At 64.4% G+C, this 15,187-nt stretch carries 14 protein-coding genes; 10 read left to right on the top strand and 4 right to left on the bottom strand.

The features are described from left to right. Positions 1–31: 31 nt before the first annotated feature. Together AC1RWL_RS05125 and AC1RWL_RS05130 are read right to left on the bottom strand one after the other, a co-directional pair. The gene (locus AC1RWL_RS05125; protein ID WP_493092949.1) at positions 32–1,579 is read right to left on the bottom strand and encodes a CehA/McbA family metallohydrolase domain-containing protein; all 1,548 of its coding nucleotides are present in this window, start codon (positions 1,577–1,579) and stop codon (positions 32–34) included. Positions 1,580–1,734: 155 nt separating this feature from the next. Continuing rightward, positions 1,735–2,838: a GntR family transcriptional regulator gene (locus tag AC1RWL_RS05130; RefSeq protein WP_493092948.1), complete on the bottom strand. Its 1,104-nt coding sequence runs from the start codon at positions 2,836–2,838 to the stop codon at positions 1,735–1,737. Between the two features lie 229 nt (positions 2,839–3,067). Here AC1RWL_RS05130 and AC1RWL_RS05135 point away from each other — a divergent pair, with 229 nt between their 5' ends. From AC1RWL_RS05135 to AC1RWL_RS05160, 6 genes are all read left to right on the top strand, one after another. Continuing rightward, positions 3,068–3,874: an ABC transporter ATP-binding protein gene (locus AC1RWL_RS05135; protein ID WP_493092947.1), complete on the top strand. Its 807-nt coding sequence runs from the start codon at positions 3,068–3,070 to the stop codon at positions 3,872–3,874. After that, entirely contained in the window at positions 3,871–4,662 is a 792-nt protein-coding gene (locus tag AC1RWL_RS05140; RefSeq protein ID WP_493092946.1) for an ABC transporter permease, read from the top strand. The genes AC1RWL_RS05135 and AC1RWL_RS05140 overlap by 4 nt, the downstream gene beginning before the upstream one ends. Continuing rightward, a complete protein-coding gene (locus AC1RWL_RS05145) occupies positions 4,659–5,426 on the top strand; it encodes an ABC transporter permease (protein ID WP_493092945.1) in 768 nt (255 codons plus the stop codon). The genes AC1RWL_RS05140 and AC1RWL_RS05145 overlap by 4 nt, the downstream gene beginning before the upstream one ends. 39 nt (positions 5,427–5,465) lie before the next feature. After that, a complete protein-coding gene (locus AC1RWL_RS05150; RefSeq protein ID WP_493092944.1) occupies positions 5,466–6,500 on the top strand; it encodes an ABC transporter substrate-binding protein in 1,035 nt (344 codons plus the stop codon). 69 nt (positions 6,501–6,569) lie between these two features. After that, a complete protein-coding gene (locus AC1RWL_RS05155; protein WP_493092943.1) occupies positions 6,570–7,637 on the top strand; it encodes a Gfo/Idh/MocA family protein in 1,068 nt (355 codons plus the stop codon). Continuing rightward, positions 7,628–8,656 carry a Gfo/Idh/MocA family protein gene (locus AC1RWL_RS05160; RefSeq protein WP_493092942.1) on the top strand — a complete coding sequence of 343 codons (1,029 nt, stop codon included), beginning with the start codon at positions 7,628–7,630 and terminating at the stop codon, positions 8,654–8,656. The genes AC1RWL_RS05155 and AC1RWL_RS05160 overlap by 10 nt, the downstream gene beginning before the upstream one ends. Before the next feature lie 16 nt (positions 8,657–8,672). On the opposite strand, the gene AC1RWL_RS05165 is transcribed toward AC1RWL_RS05160, so the two are convergent. Both AC1RWL_RS05165 and AC1RWL_RS05170 read right to left on the bottom strand, forming a co-directional pair. After that, a complete protein-coding gene (locus AC1RWL_RS05165; RefSeq protein ID WP_493092941.1) occupies positions 8,673–8,954 on the bottom strand; it encodes a muconolactone Delta-isomerase family protein in 282 nt (93 codons plus the stop codon). Positions 8,955–8,963: 9 nt separating this feature from the next. Continuing rightward, positions 8,964–9,992 (bottom strand): LacI family DNA-binding transcriptional regulator, encoded by a 1,029-nt coding sequence (locus AC1RWL_RS05170; protein WP_493092940.1) that lies wholly within the window; start codon positions 9,990–9,992, stop codon positions 8,964–8,966. Positions 9,993–10,133: 141 nt separating this feature from the next. Here AC1RWL_RS05170 and AC1RWL_RS05175 point away from each other — a divergent pair, with 141 nt between their 5' ends. From AC1RWL_RS05175 to AC1RWL_RS05190, 4 genes are read left to right on the top strand one after another with little or no spacing between them, the layout of a single operon-like run. After that, positions 10,134–11,342 carry a CaiB/BaiF CoA transferase family protein gene (locus AC1RWL_RS05175; protein ID WP_493092939.1) on the top strand — a complete coding sequence of 403 codons (1,209 nt, stop codon included), beginning with the start codon at positions 10,134–10,136 and terminating at the stop codon, positions 11,340–11,342. Beyond that, positions 11,342–12,166: a 3-ketoacyl-ACP reductase gene (locus AC1RWL_RS05180; RefSeq protein WP_439615210.1), complete on the top strand. Its 825-nt coding sequence runs from the start codon at positions 11,342–11,344 to the stop codon at positions 12,164–12,166. Before AC1RWL_RS05175 ends, AC1RWL_RS05180 begins: the two co-directional genes overlap by 1 nt. Before the next feature lie 48 nt (positions 12,167–12,214). Next, complete coding sequence (locus AC1RWL_RS05185; RefSeq protein ID WP_493092938.1) at positions 12,215–13,708, top strand: sugar ABC transporter ATP-binding protein; 1,494 nt, start codon at positions 12,215–12,217, stop codon at positions 13,706–13,708. A 10-nt stretch (positions 13,709–13,718) separates the two neighbouring features. Continuing rightward, positions 13,719–15,185, top strand: a complete 1,467-nt coding sequence (locus AC1RWL_RS05190; protein ID WP_493092937.1) for an aldehyde dehydrogenase family protein — start codon at positions 13,719–13,721, stop codon at positions 15,183–15,185. Positions 15,186–15,187: the final 2 nt, after the last annotated feature.

The following is a 15,187-nucleotide window of genomic DNA, read 5'->3' on the forward strand; positions in this document are numbered from 1 at the left end:
CGGCTTCCAAGAAAACGGGTGCCCCGTCTCCCTATTCGCAGAAAATCGGGCTGGCCCAGTTCCACTGGCCATTCGCCTGGCGCATGCGGGCATAGATCCAGTCGCCCTTGCGCATGGGGTCGATCGCCATCTGCCCGCGCCACTGCCATTGATGCGGGCGCGGCAACGGGTGCAGCCGGAAGGCCGGGCTGTCGATCGGCCCAAGATTGCCCGAAAGCGCGCCCTGCAAAAGACGCTCGGTGCTCACTTCGAAGATCTGGCCGTCGACCACCAGCCGGACGCTGGCATCCGGCCGGATGCGGATGCGCGCGGCAATCGCCTGCATCGACGCGGTGGTGTTGTTGGGATTGCCGATGGAGCGGATCGTGAAGTCGATGCGATTGCCGGAAAGCCGGACATCGTTGTCGTCCCTCGCATCGCCGCCGCCTTCCAGTGGCGAGACCACTTCGGATCCCCGCAGGCGTGGCTCGACGGACAGGATATCGCCGCCAATGAGATCGAGTGAACCCTGCCAGTCGTGGAATTTTCCGCGTGCGCCCCAGCCGAGTTCCAGCACGAGCAGCGTTTCCATCGCACCGTTTTCGGCATCGACCGGGCTGCGTTGCAGGTCCGGCGTGACGCGGCCGACGATATCGCCGTTTCTGATGAGGTCGATGTAATCGATGGCGCCGCCGCCGACCGCTTCCAACTCCAGCGTCTGGCCACCCGCCGAAACGCTGCCGCCCTGCATGGTATCGCCGATCGAGAAGAACAGATGGCTGGCGTCCCCGGTGAGCGCATTGGTGCGGCGCCGGTGGATGCCGTCCCACAGCGCGATGCGTGAATTTTCCACCGCATAGACCGCCGAGCGCCCGTGGCCATAGGAGCCGGGGTAACCGCTGTGATGGTCCGTATTGCCGAGGAAGCCGAAGCGGATGCCGCGATTGAGACCGTGGCGGACGGTGGACTGGCCGTCGCTCGGCCCCATGGAATGCAGGAAGGGCCGGTCCATGACCGACGTCTCCGAACAGCCATGCATGGAGATGATTTCCATCACCGGCGACAGGTCCTCGATGACGGTATCCCAGTTCACGCCGCGCGCGCCGAGGCGGTAGCCGATATGGTGCGGGAAGGCGAAGACGCCGTCGCCATGGGCGGCACGCAGCCGCGCGTGCAGTTCCGCCGGCGTATCGGCCTTGATCAAGTCCTGGCCCGCGATGTCGCGGTAGACGATGGTATAGTCGCCATGGGCGAAGGAGTGGATTTCGTAACCGGGGAAGACGGTGAAGACGCCAGGCTCGTCCGCGGCTGCGAGCGTGTCGAAATGCACGCCCCACAGCCTGTCGAGCTTGGCAAAACCCTTGACGTGGAAATCGACGATATGGGCGACGCGGGGGTCATCGACCGGCATGTCCGGCCAATAGGCATGTCCCGTGACGGAGACGAAATCGAGCTGGCGGCGGGCGCGTCGCAGGGCCTGTTCGAGGCTGCCATGGCCATAGGAAATGTCGCAGTGATTGTGGATGTCGCCATAAAAGGCCCGCACGCCGAAACGCGAAGCCAACGGCGACAGCCGCTCCGGCAGCCGCTCACCCAACATACCGCACCTCTCCTCCCGGGACGATGCGAGCCGCAAGGGTTCAATCAACGTCCGATACAATATGTATTGTACGCTAGCAGATGTATGGTCGGATGCAAGCGGGTTTTCGACTGGCGGAGGAAATTTGCGTGCCTGCGGCGGATACCCGCAAAGGCTCAGGCGGAGGGTACGCCGGTGCTGCCGCGAATGTTCGACAGGCAGTCGAGATAGACGATCTGGGGCGGCTCCTGCGGTGCCGCGATGCGCTTGCGGATCGTCTCGATCAGGCTTCTTGCTGCATTCAGATAGGAGCTGCCGGCCATGGTCATGAAGCCGAAATGTTCGGTCGGTACGTCGTGATGCCCCAGCACGAAGACGCTCAAATCCTTCGGGCAGGCAATGCCCATCTCCTCCAGGCATTGCCGGATGCCGAGGGAATCGGAAATGCCGAGCGTGACCATTGCGGTGAATGGCAGCTTGCCGTGATCGTCGATCAGGGCGGACAGCGCCTGCCCAAGGGCGTCGCCGACCCGCTGTGTGGGATGCAGCACGCCACGCAGCGCCAGGCTTTGCGTGTGTTTCCAGACGATCTCATGTCTTTGGCTTATCCGGTCGAAGGCGCGGCGCGCGGCGAGGATCGGCTGGGCCATGGAATCCAGCGAAACGAGCGCCACGGAGCGGTGGCCGAGTTCCGAAAGATATTCCAGCGCCAGGTCAAGTGCTGCTTCCCAGTCGGTTCCCACCCTGTCGATATCGACACCAGCAACGGAATGGCCGTCGACGACGAGGGCGCGCGTCTTGCTTTGCAGCACGTTGAGCAGCCGGATCGGAATGTTTTCGTAGTGCGACTGGAGAATGGCCGCATCGAAATCCGGCACCGACGTCAGGATCTCCAGCAGGTGCCCCGTATTGTGGTAGGAAATCTGCACGACCTTGCTGCCAGAGCGCGACAATTGCTCGACGATATGGTTCTGCACCAGCACGCAGCGCTCGTTGAGGCTGGCATTCGACAGGATCAGCAGGCTCTCCAGATGCGCTTCGGCGCTGGTGTCACCCTGCGCCGAGGCCTCGCCACCCTTGATGACATAGGTGCCGCGGCCGACCTGCGAGGTGAGCACGCCTTCGTCGCGCAGGCGGATCAGCGCCTCCTGCACGGTCGCCTGGCTGACCTGGTGGCTGCGCATCAGGTCGCGCACCGTCGGCAGGCGCGCACCATCCTCAAGCCGGGAAATCTGGTCCCTCAGGGAAGCGAGAACCGTGTTTGAGGACGCAGCGCGCAAGGATCTGCCTCGACCTTCGAATCGTGTCTGTTTTTTATCGCTTCTATCCCGATACATTTTGAATCCCGCCCCGGCAATCCCGCGCCCGAAACCGCGGGATAGGGGATGACAAAACCGGATTGTATTATAGTAGATACAAATTGCACTTTACAATTTGAATTTCACGTATACGCTTTGGACCAAGAACGGCGAATAGGCCGTCCGCGCAGCGATCGGAGGGGAGTCCGTCGTGCTGGAAAACAATGTCATGGTTCAACAGCGCATGCCCGCTCATGCCGAGCGGCAGAGCCCGGCCTTCATTCGCGTCGATGGCGTGCACAAGACGTTCGCCCAGCGCGCCGGCGTGGCGGTGCCGGTTCTTGAAAAGATCGACCTGGCGATCGCGGAGAACGAATTCGTCTCGCTCGTCGGCCGCAGCGGCTGTGGCAAGACGACCCTGCTCAACATGATCGCCGGGCTGGAAGACGTCTCCGGCGGCAAGATCTCTATCGCCGGCAAGGTCGTGACCGGGCCGGGCCAGGGGCAGGGGGTGGTGTTTCAGCAGCATGCGCTCTTTCCCTGGTTGACGGCGCGCGACAATGTCGCCTTCGGTTTCCGCAAGTCCGGGCTCGCCAAGGCCGAGCGCCGCGAGCGCGCCATGGATCTGCTGCGCCTCGTCGGCCTGGAAGCGGCCGCGGCGCGCTATCCGCGCGAAATGTCCGGCGGCATGCAGCAGCGCGTCTCGATTGCCCGCGCGCTGGCCCTCGATCCGCAAATCCTCCTCATGGACGAACCCTTTGGCGCGCTCGACGAATTGACCCGCATCGAGTTGCAGCAGGAGCTGTTGCGCATCTGGGAGGCGCGCCGCAAGACGATCGTCTTCGTCACCCATTCGATCAGCGAGGCCCTGACGCTGTCCGACCGGATCGTGCTGCTTGCGCCCAATCCCGGCCGCATCAAGCGCGTGTTCGACGTCGACCTGCCGCGTCCGCGCCAGCGCACTCAGCCGGGTTTCAATGCGCTCTACCAGGACATCTGGAACGAGCTTTCGACATGAGACGCAAGCTCGCCCAGGCGCTGCCGCCGCTCATCGCCTTCGCCCTGCTTCTCGCTTGCTGGGAGGCAGGCGTGCGCTACGATGTCCTGAAACCCTACCAGTTTCCGCCCGTCAGCCGCATCGCGCAGGCTTTCGTCGAACTGTCGACCATCGGCTTTCCGACCGGCGTCTCGATCTGGTCGCATGCGCTGACGACGATCCTGCGCGTCCTGCAAGGCTACGGCGCGGCCCTGGTCTTGGCGATCCCGCTCGGTCTCCTCATCGGCGCCCTGCCGATCCTCGACAAGCTGACGGCGCCGCTGATCGTCTTCTGCCGCTCGGTCGCGACCCTCAGCCTGCTGCCGCTCGTCATCGTCTGGTTCGGCGCGGGCGAACTCACCAAGGTTTTCCTGATCGGCTACGGCTGCTTCTGGGTCATGCTGTCAAATGTGATTGCCGGCGTGCGTTACGTCGATCCGACCTTGCTGAAGGCGGCGCGCACCTTCGGGCTCAAGGGGCTGGAACTCTACCGCACCGTCGTGTTCCCGGCCGCGCTGCCGCGCATCTTTGCCGGCGCGCGCATGGCCCTCGGCGTCGGCTTCATGGTCATCGTCGGTGCCGAGATGATCGGCACAATCGAAGGGCTCGGCGCGCTCATCATGGAGGCGCGAACCTTCTACCGCAGCGAGATCACCATCATCGGCATGCTGGTCATCGGCGTCATCGGCTTTTGCATCTCCGCCCGCCTCGCGGTGCTTGAGCGCCATATGCTGCCCTGGGCCGCCAATCTCGATGCGGTGCGCCGATGAAAACATCGTCTGCAAGCGATCTCACCCTCGGCCTCGTCGGCGCGGTTTCGGCCATCGCCATTTGGGAAATCTGCGCCCGCACGGGCGTGGTCGACCCGGCGATCTTTCCAAGCCCCTCGCTTGCAATCGGCGCCGCGGCCGAACGGCTGACGGCCGAGACGCTTGCCGACAACCTGTTCTGGAGCCTTTTCCGCGTCTTTTCAGGCTTTTTGCTCGGCGCGCTGGTGGGGGCCGCGGTCGGCATCGCCGCCGGCTGGTATCGCGGTTTTGGCGCCATCATGCGGCCGCTGATCGAGCTTCTGCGCCCGATCCCGCCGCTCGCCTGGATTCCGCTGGCGATCATCTGGTTCGGCCTGGGCGAGCCGTCGAAATTCTTCATCATTTTCCTCGGCGCCTTCTTTCCCGTCGTCACGGCCGCCTATCAGGGCATGCGCAGCATCGATCCGGTGTTGCTGAAGGCGGCGCAGACATTCGGGCTCAGCGGCGTGCCGCTGTTGCTGCGCGTCGCCGTGCCCGCCGCAGCACCCGATCTTGCGACCGGCATCCGCATCGGCTGGGGCCTCAGCTTCGGCGTGCTCGTCGCCGCCGAGCTGATCGCGGCCGACCGCGGGCTTGGCTACATGATCATCAACGAGCGCAACACCGGCGGCTCCGTCGGCGTCATCATCGTCGGCATCCTGCTGATCGGCGCGCTCAACCTCATTACCGATGCGGCAATCGGCCTGGCGATCAAGCGCTGGATCGGCCGTTGGCACGGCGCCTGACGAACAGACAATCGAATGACACAAAGAGGGAGAACGAACATGCGCATGTTTCTGAAATCGCTGATGCTCGCCGGCATGCTCATGGCGGCCAGCCCGTCCTATGCCCAGGAGGTGGAAACCGACACGCTGTCGATCAGCATCGGCCCCGACCTGCCGTTCCTCGTCCATATCGTCGCCAAGGAGAAGGGCTGGTTCGAGGAAGCCGGTTTCAACACCGTCGAGTTCAAGACCTTCACCTCCGGCAATCTGGCCGGAGAGGCGCTGCTGGCAGACGAGATCCAGCTCTGGACGCCCGGCAACCTGCCGCCCGTCTCGATGGCGCATAACGGCATGCCCGTGGTGATCCTCGGCACGAATGCCGTCAGCCATGGGCTGGAGAAGATCGTGGTCCGGCAGGATGCCGGGGTCGAGACCCCGGAAGACCTCACCAAGGTGAAGCTCGGCCTGCTCGTCAGCTCGACCTCGGGCGCCTTGCTCGCCAATGTGGCCAAACACTATGGCCTCGATGCCACGAAGATCCAGACGGTGAACCTCGCGCCGCCGGAAGCGATGGCCGCGATGGCCAACAATGAAATCCAGGGCATCATATTCTGGGAACCGTTCCCCTATCGTGCGGTGCATGAGCAGGGCGCCAAGATCGTGCATTCGGGCACGAAAAGCTTCTTTGCCAAGAACAATGGCGAGGACGTGCCGGTCTCCAACAACCGCACCGTCTGGGTCGCTTCGCAGGATTGGGTGCGCGCCAATCCGAAGGCGACGGAGGCACTGGTGAAGGTGCTAACCAAGGCGCAGGCCTATGTCGCCGATCCGGCGAACAAGGACGAGGTGCTGAAGATCTTCTCCGATTTCCAGAAGCAGCCGGTGGACATGAACGCGGCGCTGCTTTCGGACTACACGTTCACGCCGAATGTCGACACATCCTATGTCGAGGACATGGCGGCCATCGCCGATTACCTGAAGGGCACCAACCGCATCCAGGGCGAGGCCAAGGACGTGCTCAGCTATACGTTCACCGGCCCGCTGAAGGCGGCGAATGCGGCTGCCGTCGAGATCGAAGGCCAGTGGGCGCCCTGACACCATGAACGCGCCGGACGCCTGCTACGGTGGGCGTCCGACCTTTGCCACGAAAGCGGATTGATCACCATGTCTCGTTCGGCTGCCGACAGGATTGCCGTCGCCGTCATCGGCGCGGGCTTCATCGCCGACTACCATATCAACGGCCTCCGCGCCGCCGGTGGGGCCGATATCGCGGTCCTCGTCGGCCGGCGGCCGGATGCGACGCTTGCGAGGGCGCAGGCGCTGGGCATTGGCAGGGCGGAAACCGACTACCGCCGCGTGCTGGACGACGGCGCGATCGACGCCGTTGTGATCGCCACCCCGGACGATACCCACGAGCGCATCGCGATCGATGCCTTGGATGCCGGCAAACATGTGTTGCTGCAAAAGCCGATGGCGCTGGACAGCGCGCAATGCCGGAACATCCTTCAGGCGGATGAACGGTCGGGGCGGCGCCTCACCGTCAGCTTCATGCATCGCTATTTTCCCGAAGTGCGCTGGCTTGGCGACCTGCTGCAATCCGGTGCGCTCGGCGCCGTCCATTCGGCGCGCATTCGCAATGCCACGCCGGGAGCGGATTGGAGCGACTGGTTTTTCACGCCGGGCAATGTTTCCGGTGGGGTCGTCATGCAGCTCGGCGTGCATGGCATCGATCTCGTGCAGCATCTGCTCGGCCCGATCGAAAACGTCGTCGCCGACATGATGACGGCGCGGCCGGAGCGGCGGCTTACCGACGGCCGCACGGTTCGAACCGCCCTTGAGGACAATGTGCTCGCCGCCTATCGCCTGGAGAGCGGCGTGCGGGTGAGCCATGAGATGAGCTACACCGAGCTTGCCGGCTGCGACCGCTTCCGGTTGGAGCTTTATGCCGAGCAGGGCACAGTCTGGCTGCGCACGGAGCGGGTTGCCGCGGCAATCCACGCGCCTTCACTCACCGGAGAGGCGGGCTGGACAACCCCCGCCCTACCGGAGGAAGCGCTCGGCGAGGCCCATCACCGCCATTGGCTCTCGATCATTCGCGGCGAAACGGCGCCGGACGACACGCCCGCGGCGGGTCTTCGCTCCGTCCAGGTGGCCGAGACCATTTATGCAGCAGCGCGGTCCGGCATGAGAACGCCGGTCGGTGGGGAAGGGGAGAAGGCCGGATGCGCCTGAAGATCGCGATACTGGGTGTCGAGCATTACCACGCCAATTTCTGGACCAGCGCCTTTCTGCAAAGGCCGGAGGTCGAAATCGTCGGCGTCTGGGATCTGGTTGCTGACAAGGCAGCCGAGTTTGCGGCCCGGCATGGAATCGAGACGCTGGACGACCTGCACCGCCTCATCCGCAAGAGCCACGCGGTCGCGATCTGCTCGGCGACGAGCGAACACCTGATGCTGGTGGAGGCGGCCGCGGCGCAGGGGCGGCCGGTGCTTTGCGAGAAGCCGCTCGGCATCGACCGCGCGCAATGTGATGCCATCGCCGCTGTGGTTGATCGCACCGGCATCCGCTTCATGCAGAGTTTTCCCAAACGTTTCGACCCCGCCAATCACGAAATCGCGCGGCTCCTGAAGGAGAAGGCGCTTGGCCGGGTGACGCTCTGCCGGGTCCGGCATGGTCACAGCCACGGCTTGACGGACACCTTCCGCTCCGCCTGGTTCATCGATCCGGCCCGTTCGGGCGGCGGAACATTGCTCGACGAGGGCGTGCACGCTGCCGATTTCTTGCGCTGGATGTTTGGCGAGCCGGACTCGGTCATCGCCACGCTGTCGTCCGCCACGCTCGGCCTGCCGGTCGAAGACACGGCCGTCGCCACCTTTCGTTATGCGCACGGCCTGATCGCCGAGGTGACGACGAGCTGGTGTTTTGCCGCGGCCGACACGTCGATCGAGATCTATGGAACGGAAGGCTCGATCCTGCTCTCCGGCGTCGACATCGCCTCGCGCCCGACGCGTGAGGTGGATTTTTTGCGCGTGTTCCGGCGCGGAGAGGGCGAGGGCTGGTCCGCTTCGCCCGTCGTCCCGTCCTTCAAGACGGGCGTCTTTCACGAGCATGTCGCCTGGGCTTTCGTCGACGCGCTGAAGAGCGGCGGCCCGATGCCGGTCACCATCGAGGACGGCCGCAGGGCCTTCGCGATGATCGACGCTGCTTACCGCTCCGCCGCTACTAACCGCGCGGAAACGATATGGGCATAGCCGATGGCTGCGCCTGTTACGGCGTGAAGCCCGCATAGGGTTTCAGGGGGATGACGTCGAAGGCGATCATGCCGGCGGCGGCGAGCGGCAGGGTGGCGAGCGTTTCGTGCACGGCGTTCAGCTTGTCCGCCTCGACGATCTGGCAGGCGCCGGGCTGGTCGCCGCGGTGCCAGATCTGGCGGGTGAAGCCGGCGGCGTAGAGTTCGCGGGCGCGCGCACCCTCCAGCGGCACGACGGGCGCGAAATCGGCGTCGGAAAACCGGTCCGTCAGACGGCGGGATATGACGAGAAACTGCATGTCGGTTCCTTAGCGGGCGATGGGTGCGGTGCTGGCGCGCACGACGAGCCGCAGCGGCAGTTCGCGCTGGCGCATGTGCTCGCGCTGGGCGGGGGTGGCGAGAAGGTAATCGCCGGCGATCGTGCCCATCTCGCGGGCGGGCACCTCGACGGTGGTGAGGTCCGGTGTCGTAAGTTCGGCGATTTCCAGATTGTCGAAACCGAGTATCGAGACGTCGCGTGGCACGCTCAGGCCCTTGTCGTGACAATATTTGATGGCGCCGGCGGCGATGATGTCGCTGCCGCAGAAGATGGCGCTCGGCGGCTGTTCCGCCGCCATCAGCGCCTGCATGCCGGCACGCCCGCCCTCGATCTTGTAGGCGGATTCGACGACCGGAATCTCCGCTTTCGCAAGCCCGCTCTTGACGAGTTCCTCGATGAAGCCGTTGCGGCGCGAGGCGGCGCGGTCGTTGTCGCGGGTGATGCCGGCGATCATGGCGATGCGTTTGTGGCCGAGATCCAGCAGGTAGCGCGCCGCCATGCGGCCCGCCTTCACATTGTCGAAACCGATTGCCGCGCCGACCGCCGTGGCATCGGACGTGTAGGTGTAGACGTAAGGAATGTTGCGCTGCTCCAGCATGGCGAGCGTTTCCGGCCGGTGCGTCGAGCCGACCAGCACGATCGCCTCGACGCCGCGCTCGACCAACAGCCGTGCCTGCTCCAGCTCCATGTCGACGTCATAGAACGAGGTGCTGATGATGATCGATACGTCCCGCTCGGAAAGGCGGGTCTGAAGGCTGTTGACCATGGTGGCGTAGATTGCGTGGTCGAGCGTCGGGATGATCGCGCCGACGAGGCGGGTGCGCGTGGAGCGCAGTGCCCGCGCGGAGCCGTTCGGCACGTAGCCAAGATCGGTCGCCGCCTTCAGCACGCGCTCGCGCACGCCGAGCCCCACCTTCGGATTGTTGTTGAGCACGCGCGAGACCGTTGCGGGGGAACAGCCTGCCCGTTTCGCTACGTCGACCAGCTTTGCGTCCAGGCGATCTGTTTCTGTGTTCACGGGATGCGGCCTCCGGATTCGTGAAATCGATTTATCAAGCGTCTTGGTTGAAAATGCAAGCTTTGAAGAATATTCCGGAAAGCCAGTTGACAGGGAAATGGAAAAATGTGAAATCGATTTCACAAAAGTTTGGGAGGAACCATGCTTCTTGACGGTATCAAGGTCGTCAGCTTCTGCCATTTCCTGCAGGGGCCGGCCGCAGACCAATATCTCGCCGACATGGGCGCCGACGTCATCAAGGTCGAGCCGCTGACCGGCGCCTATGAGCGGCAATGGTCGGGCGCCGATGTCTATGTGGAGGGTGTCAGCGGCTTCTACCTCTGCGCCAACCGCAACAAGCGCTCCATCGCCATCGACCTGAAGAGCGAAGAGGGCAAGGCCGTCGCGGCAAAGCTGATCGCCGGTGCCGATGTGGTGCTGGAGAATTTCCGCCCCGGCGTCTTTTCCCGCCTCGGTTTCGATGATGCGCGGTTGAAGGAACTCAATCCGGCGCTGATCTTCGCCTCTGCAAGCGGCTTCGGCTCCACCGGTCCGCTGGCGCAGAAGCCGGGGCAGGACCTGTTGGTCCAGGCCCGTGCTGGTCTTATCGGTGTCACCGGCACGCCGCAGGGTGGGCCGACCCCGGTTGGTGCGGCGGTCGTCGACCAGCATGGCGGCGCGTTGCTGGCCATGGGCATCCTCGGTGCGCTCGTCCGCCGCCTGCGTGACGGTAAGGGGACGCGTGTCGAGGGCAGCCTGCTCAATGCCGGCATCGACCTTCAGGGCGAACCGCTGGTCAACTGGCTTGCCGGCGATATCGAGCGCAAGGCTTTGAAGCGCGAGCGCAATCTCGCCACCTGGTTCCACCAGGCGCCCTATGGCGTCTACCCGGCGTCCGACGGCCATGTCGTCGTGTCGCTCTGCGAGACCGAGAACCTGGCAGATGCCGTCGACAGCGACGGGCTGCGCGCGCTGGCCGGCAAGGACCGCTACGAGGAGCGCGACGCTTTCGCGCGGCTTCTGGCGGAAGCCACGCCGAATTTCACGATGGAGGAACTCGGCGAGCGTTTCGACCGGTTCAATGTCTGGTGGGCGCCGGTCAACTATTACGACCAATTGCTCGACGATCCGCAGTTGAAGCATGCCGAGGTCTTCCACGAGGTCGATGTGCGCGGGCGGAAAATCCACCTGGTCAACCACCCGAACCGCTACGACGGCAAGGTGCCGGAGCTACGCGTGCTGGCGCTCGATATCGGTGAGCACACGCGCGAGATCCTCGCGGAGCATGACTACAGCAAGGCCGAGATCGAAGGGCTGATCGCAAACCGCGCCGTTGTTGCGGCGGATGCGGCAAAGAAGGGAGCGGCGTGATGGCTGGCTTGAGGCTCGACAAGACGGGGCTGCCATTGCCGGAGCGTCCCGCCACGGCCAAGCGTGGCGTCGCCGTCGTCACCGGCGCGCGCCGAGGCATCGGCCGCGCGATCTGCGCGGCGCTGGCGGAGGCCGGTTACGACATTGCGGTCATCGATATTTCCCGCGACGGCGCGGAGGAGACGGTCGATGGCGTGACGGGGCTTGGCGGCAAGGCCGGGTTCTACGAGATGGATATTTCGCGCACGCAGGATTTCACCAAGGTGATGGCGGCGATCGAGGCCGATCTCGGGCCGATCGATTGCCTGGTGAACAATGCCGGCGTGCAGGTTTCCGAACGTGGCGATCTCTTGGATGTCTCGGAAGAAAGCTTCGACCGGCTGCTGAACGTCAACCTGCGCGGCACCTTTTTCTTCACGCAGGCAGTGGCGCGGCGCATGGTCGAGCGGGCCGAGCCGCCGGAACACCGGTCCATCGTCTTCATCACCTCGGCGAATGCCCATCTCGTTTCGCCGGAAAAGGGGCCGTACTGCATATCGAAGGCCGGCCTGTCGATGGCCTCGCAGCAGTTTGCGCTGCGGCTCGCCGAACACGGCATCGGCGTCTACGAGATCCGGCCCGGGCTCATCCGCACCGACATGACGGCCGACGTGGTGGAACGCTACAGCGACGGCATCGAGAACGGCACGCTTTCGGCGATCCGCCGCTGGGGCCAGCCGGAGGATATCGCGCGCGGCATCGCGACGCTGGTGACCGGCGGCATGCCGTTCAGCACGGGCGATGTCTACAACATAGGCGGCGGCATGCAGATCCCGCGGCTTTAGCTTTCGGCTGGTTGAGAAAACGATTTCACGGATGATGGGAGAGAGGACATGACGGCTCCGATCCTGGAGATGAAGGGGATCCACAAGCGGTTCCCCGGTGTCTATGCCCTGAAGGATGTCAGCTTTTCCGTTCGCCCCGGCAGCGTGCACGGGCTGATCGGCGAGAATGGCGCCGGCAAGTCCACGCTGATGCGCATCCTCTCCGGCGCGCATCGCGCGAGCGAAGGCTCGGTCGCCATCGATGGTGCAGAAATCGACAACCCGACGCCGGAACGCATGCTGGAACTCGGCGTCGCCGTCATCTACCAGGAACTCGCCCAGACGCCGCACCTGACGGTCGCCGAAAACATCTTCCTCGGCCGGCTGCCGAAAAACGCGCTTGGCTTTGTCAATTGGCGCAAGGCGCGGGCGGATGCGCGGGCCGTGCTGCAGGACCTCAATTTCAACGTCAATCCTGCGGCGCGCATCGACAAGCTCAGCGTCGCGCAACGCCAGATGGTGGAGATCGCCAAGGCGATCTCGCGCCATGCCCGCATCGTCGTGCTCGACGAACCGTCCGCCGTGCTCGGCGACAGCGAACTCGTCAATCTCTTCGCCATGATCCGCCGGCTCAGCCGCGAGCAGGGCGTCTCCTTCATCTACATTTCGCACCGGCTGAAGGAGCTTTACGAGATCTGCGACGACGTCACGGTGCTGCGCGACGGGCAGGTGATCTCCAGCACGCCGATCGCCGGCACCACGACGGAAAGCCTGATCCGCCAGATGGTCGGGCGCGAGATGAACGATATTTTTCCCGAGCGCGGGGTTCCGAGGGACGAGATCCGGCTTGCCGTGTCCGGGCTCAACCGAAAGGGCGTGCTGAAGGACATCAGCTTTGACGTGCGGCAGGGCGAGATTTTCGGCATCTGCGGGCTGGCGGGTTCGGGGCGTACCGAGGTGCTGCGCGCGGTTGCCGGCGCCGACCGCATCGACAGCGGCGAGATCCGCGTCGATGGCAAGGCGCTGTCGGTGAACAGCCCGCGCACGGCGCTTGCCAATGGCATCGGCCTGCTGCCGGAAGACCGCAAGACGGAAGGGCTGTTCCTCGACCAGTCGGTGGCCTTCAACGTTACGATCTCATCGCTCGGCGCCCTTGCCTCCGGCGGTTTCCTGAAGGCGGGCGAGGAGCGCACCAAGGTCGCCGAATATATCCGGCAGATGCGCATCAAGACGCCATCGGGTGCCACCCGCGTGCGAACCCTTTCCGGTGGCAACCAGCAGAAATGCGGCATCGCCCGCCAACTCAGCGCGGGCACACAGATTCTGCTCGTCGACGAGCCGACCCGCGGCGTCGATGTCGCCGCGAAACGCGAAATCTACGACCTGCTCGTGCGGCTTACCAAGGATATGGGCGCCGCGGTGGTGATGGTGTCGTCCGAACTGCCGGAAGTCCTCGGGCTCTGCGACCGCATCATGGTGATGCGGCAGGGTGAGGTGTCGGCGATCGTCGACGGCAAAAGCGCCAGCGAGGAAACGCTGATGGCCCATGCGGTCTGGAATTGAGGAGAATGACATGACGGTTCGTGATTACAGTCACTACATCGCCGGCGCCTTCGAGGCCTGGAGCGGCGAAACGGTCGAGAGGCGCTCGCCCGCGAGCGGCGAGACTGTCGCCCGATATGCGAGCGGCACGCCGGCCGATATCGACCGCGCCGTCGAGGCAGCACGCAACGCCTTCGAAAGCGGCGTCTGGTCGGAGCTGAGCGGCATGGAGCGTGCCGAGGTGCTGAACCGGCTCGCCGACCTGATCCAGGAGAATTTCGAGCGGCTCGTGCGCATCGAGGTCGAGGAGACCGGCAAGCCGATCCGCTTTGCGCGCGGCGATATCAACGGTTCGGTCGGCTTGACGCGTTATGCCGCTTCGCTCGGCATGCAGATGGCGGGCACGACCTATACCAATCTCGGCCGCGACCGCACGGCCCTCATCATGCGCGAGCCGGTTGGCGTGGTCGGCCTCGTCACGCCGTGGAATTTCCCGGCCCTGATCCTCATGCAGAAGGTTCCGTTTGCACTTGCGGCCGGCTGCACGGTCGTGGTGAAGCCTTCGGAATTCACCTCGGGCAGCACGCTGGAAATCGCCGCGCTGGCCTCCAAGGCGGGGCTGCCGGATGGCGTGTTCAACGTGGTGAGCGGCAAGGGTGCCGTGGTCGGGCAACGGCTCACCGATCATCCGGGCGTGGACTTCATCTCGTTCACCGGCTCCACCCGCGTCGGCCGCAACGTCATCGAGAGTTCGGCGAAGAACATCGTCAAGACCTCGATGGAGCTTGGCGGCAAGTCGGCCAACATCGTCTTTGCCGATGCGGACCTCGACGCGGCCGTGGACGGCGCGCTGATGGGCGTGTTCTTCAACAATGGCGAATGCTGCGTCTCCGGCTCGCGGCTCTTCGTGCAGTCCAACGTCGCAGACGATTTCATCGCCCGCGTCGCCCGCCGTGCTTCGGAATTGAAGGTTGGCGACCCTTTCGACGACAAGACCGATATCGGCGCGATGATCGACGAGAACCATTTTGGCAAGGTGCTGGATTTCGTGAAATCCGGCGTGGCCGAAGGCGCGAAACTGCTGACGGGCGGGGAGGCGGCCAGGCTTGGCTCCGGCCACTACGTGCAGCCGACCGTGTTCGACCATGTGACGCCGTCGATGACGATCTTCCAGGAGGAAATCTTCGGCCCCGTGCTGAGCGTCACGCGTTTCGACACGCTGGACGAGGTGATCGGGCTTGCCAATGACAGCCAGTATGGCCTGTCGAATTATGTCTGGTCGAAGAACATCGACACCGTCATGACCGTCTCCAAGCGGCTGAAGAGCGGCTGGGTGCAGGCCAACACGATCATCGACGGCGCGCCGCAATTGCCGCTGACCGGCGTCAAGGGCTCCGGTTTCGGCTACGAGATGGGGCAGGCCGGTTTCGAGGAGTTCACGCAGCTCAAGACGCTCTTCCTGCACACCGGCCCGCGCCAGCCGGTTTTCGGGAGCTGAGC

The sequence above is a fragment of the Shinella sp. GW821-FHT10F02 genome, from assembly GCF_058809275.1.

Bases quoted from the DNA above. Each gene is read 5' to 3' on its own strand.
- AC1RWL_RS05185 (WP_493092938.1), top strand. From the start codon at position 12,215: ATGACGGCTCCGATCCTGGAGATGAAGGGGATCCACAAGCGGTTCCCC.
- AC1RWL_RS05160 (WP_493092942.1), top strand. From the start codon at position 7,628: ATGCGCCTGAAGATCGCGATACTGGGTGTCGAGCATTACCACGCCAAT.
- AC1RWL_RS05175 (WP_493092939.1), top strand. From the start codon at position 10,134: ATGCTTCTTGACGGTATCAAGGTCGTCAGCTTCTGCCATTTCCTGCAG.
- AC1RWL_RS05145 (WP_493092945.1), top strand. From the start codon at position 4,659: ATGAAAACATCGTCTGCAAGCGATCTCACCCTCGGCCTCGTCGGCGCG.
- AC1RWL_RS05155 (WP_493092943.1), top strand. From the start codon at position 6,570: ATGTCTCGTTCGGCTGCCGACAGGATTGCCGTCGCCGTCATCGGCGCG.
- AC1RWL_RS05150 (WP_493092944.1), top strand. From the start codon at position 5,466: ATGCGCATGTTTCTGAAATCGCTGATGCTCGCCGGCATGCTCATGGCG.
- AC1RWL_RS05180 (WP_439615210.1), top strand. From the start codon at position 11,342: ATGGCTGGCTTGAGGCTCGACAAGACGGGGCTGCCATTGCCGGAGCGT.
- AC1RWL_RS05140 (WP_493092946.1), top strand. From the start codon at position 3,871: ATGAGACGCAAGCTCGCCCAGGCGCTGCCGCCGCTCATCGCCTTCGCC.
- AC1RWL_RS05165 (WP_493092941.1), bottom strand. From the start codon at position 8,954: ATGCAGTTTCTCGTCATATCCCGCCGTCTGACGGACCGGTTTTCCGAC.
- AC1RWL_RS05190 (WP_493092937.1), top strand. From the start codon at position 13,719: ATGACGGTTCGTGATTACAGTCACTACATCGCCGGCGCCTTCGAGGCC.
- AC1RWL_RS05125 (WP_493092949.1), bottom strand. From the start codon at position 1,579: ATGTTGGGTGAGCGGCTGCCGGAGCGGCTGTCGCCGTTGGCTTCGCGT.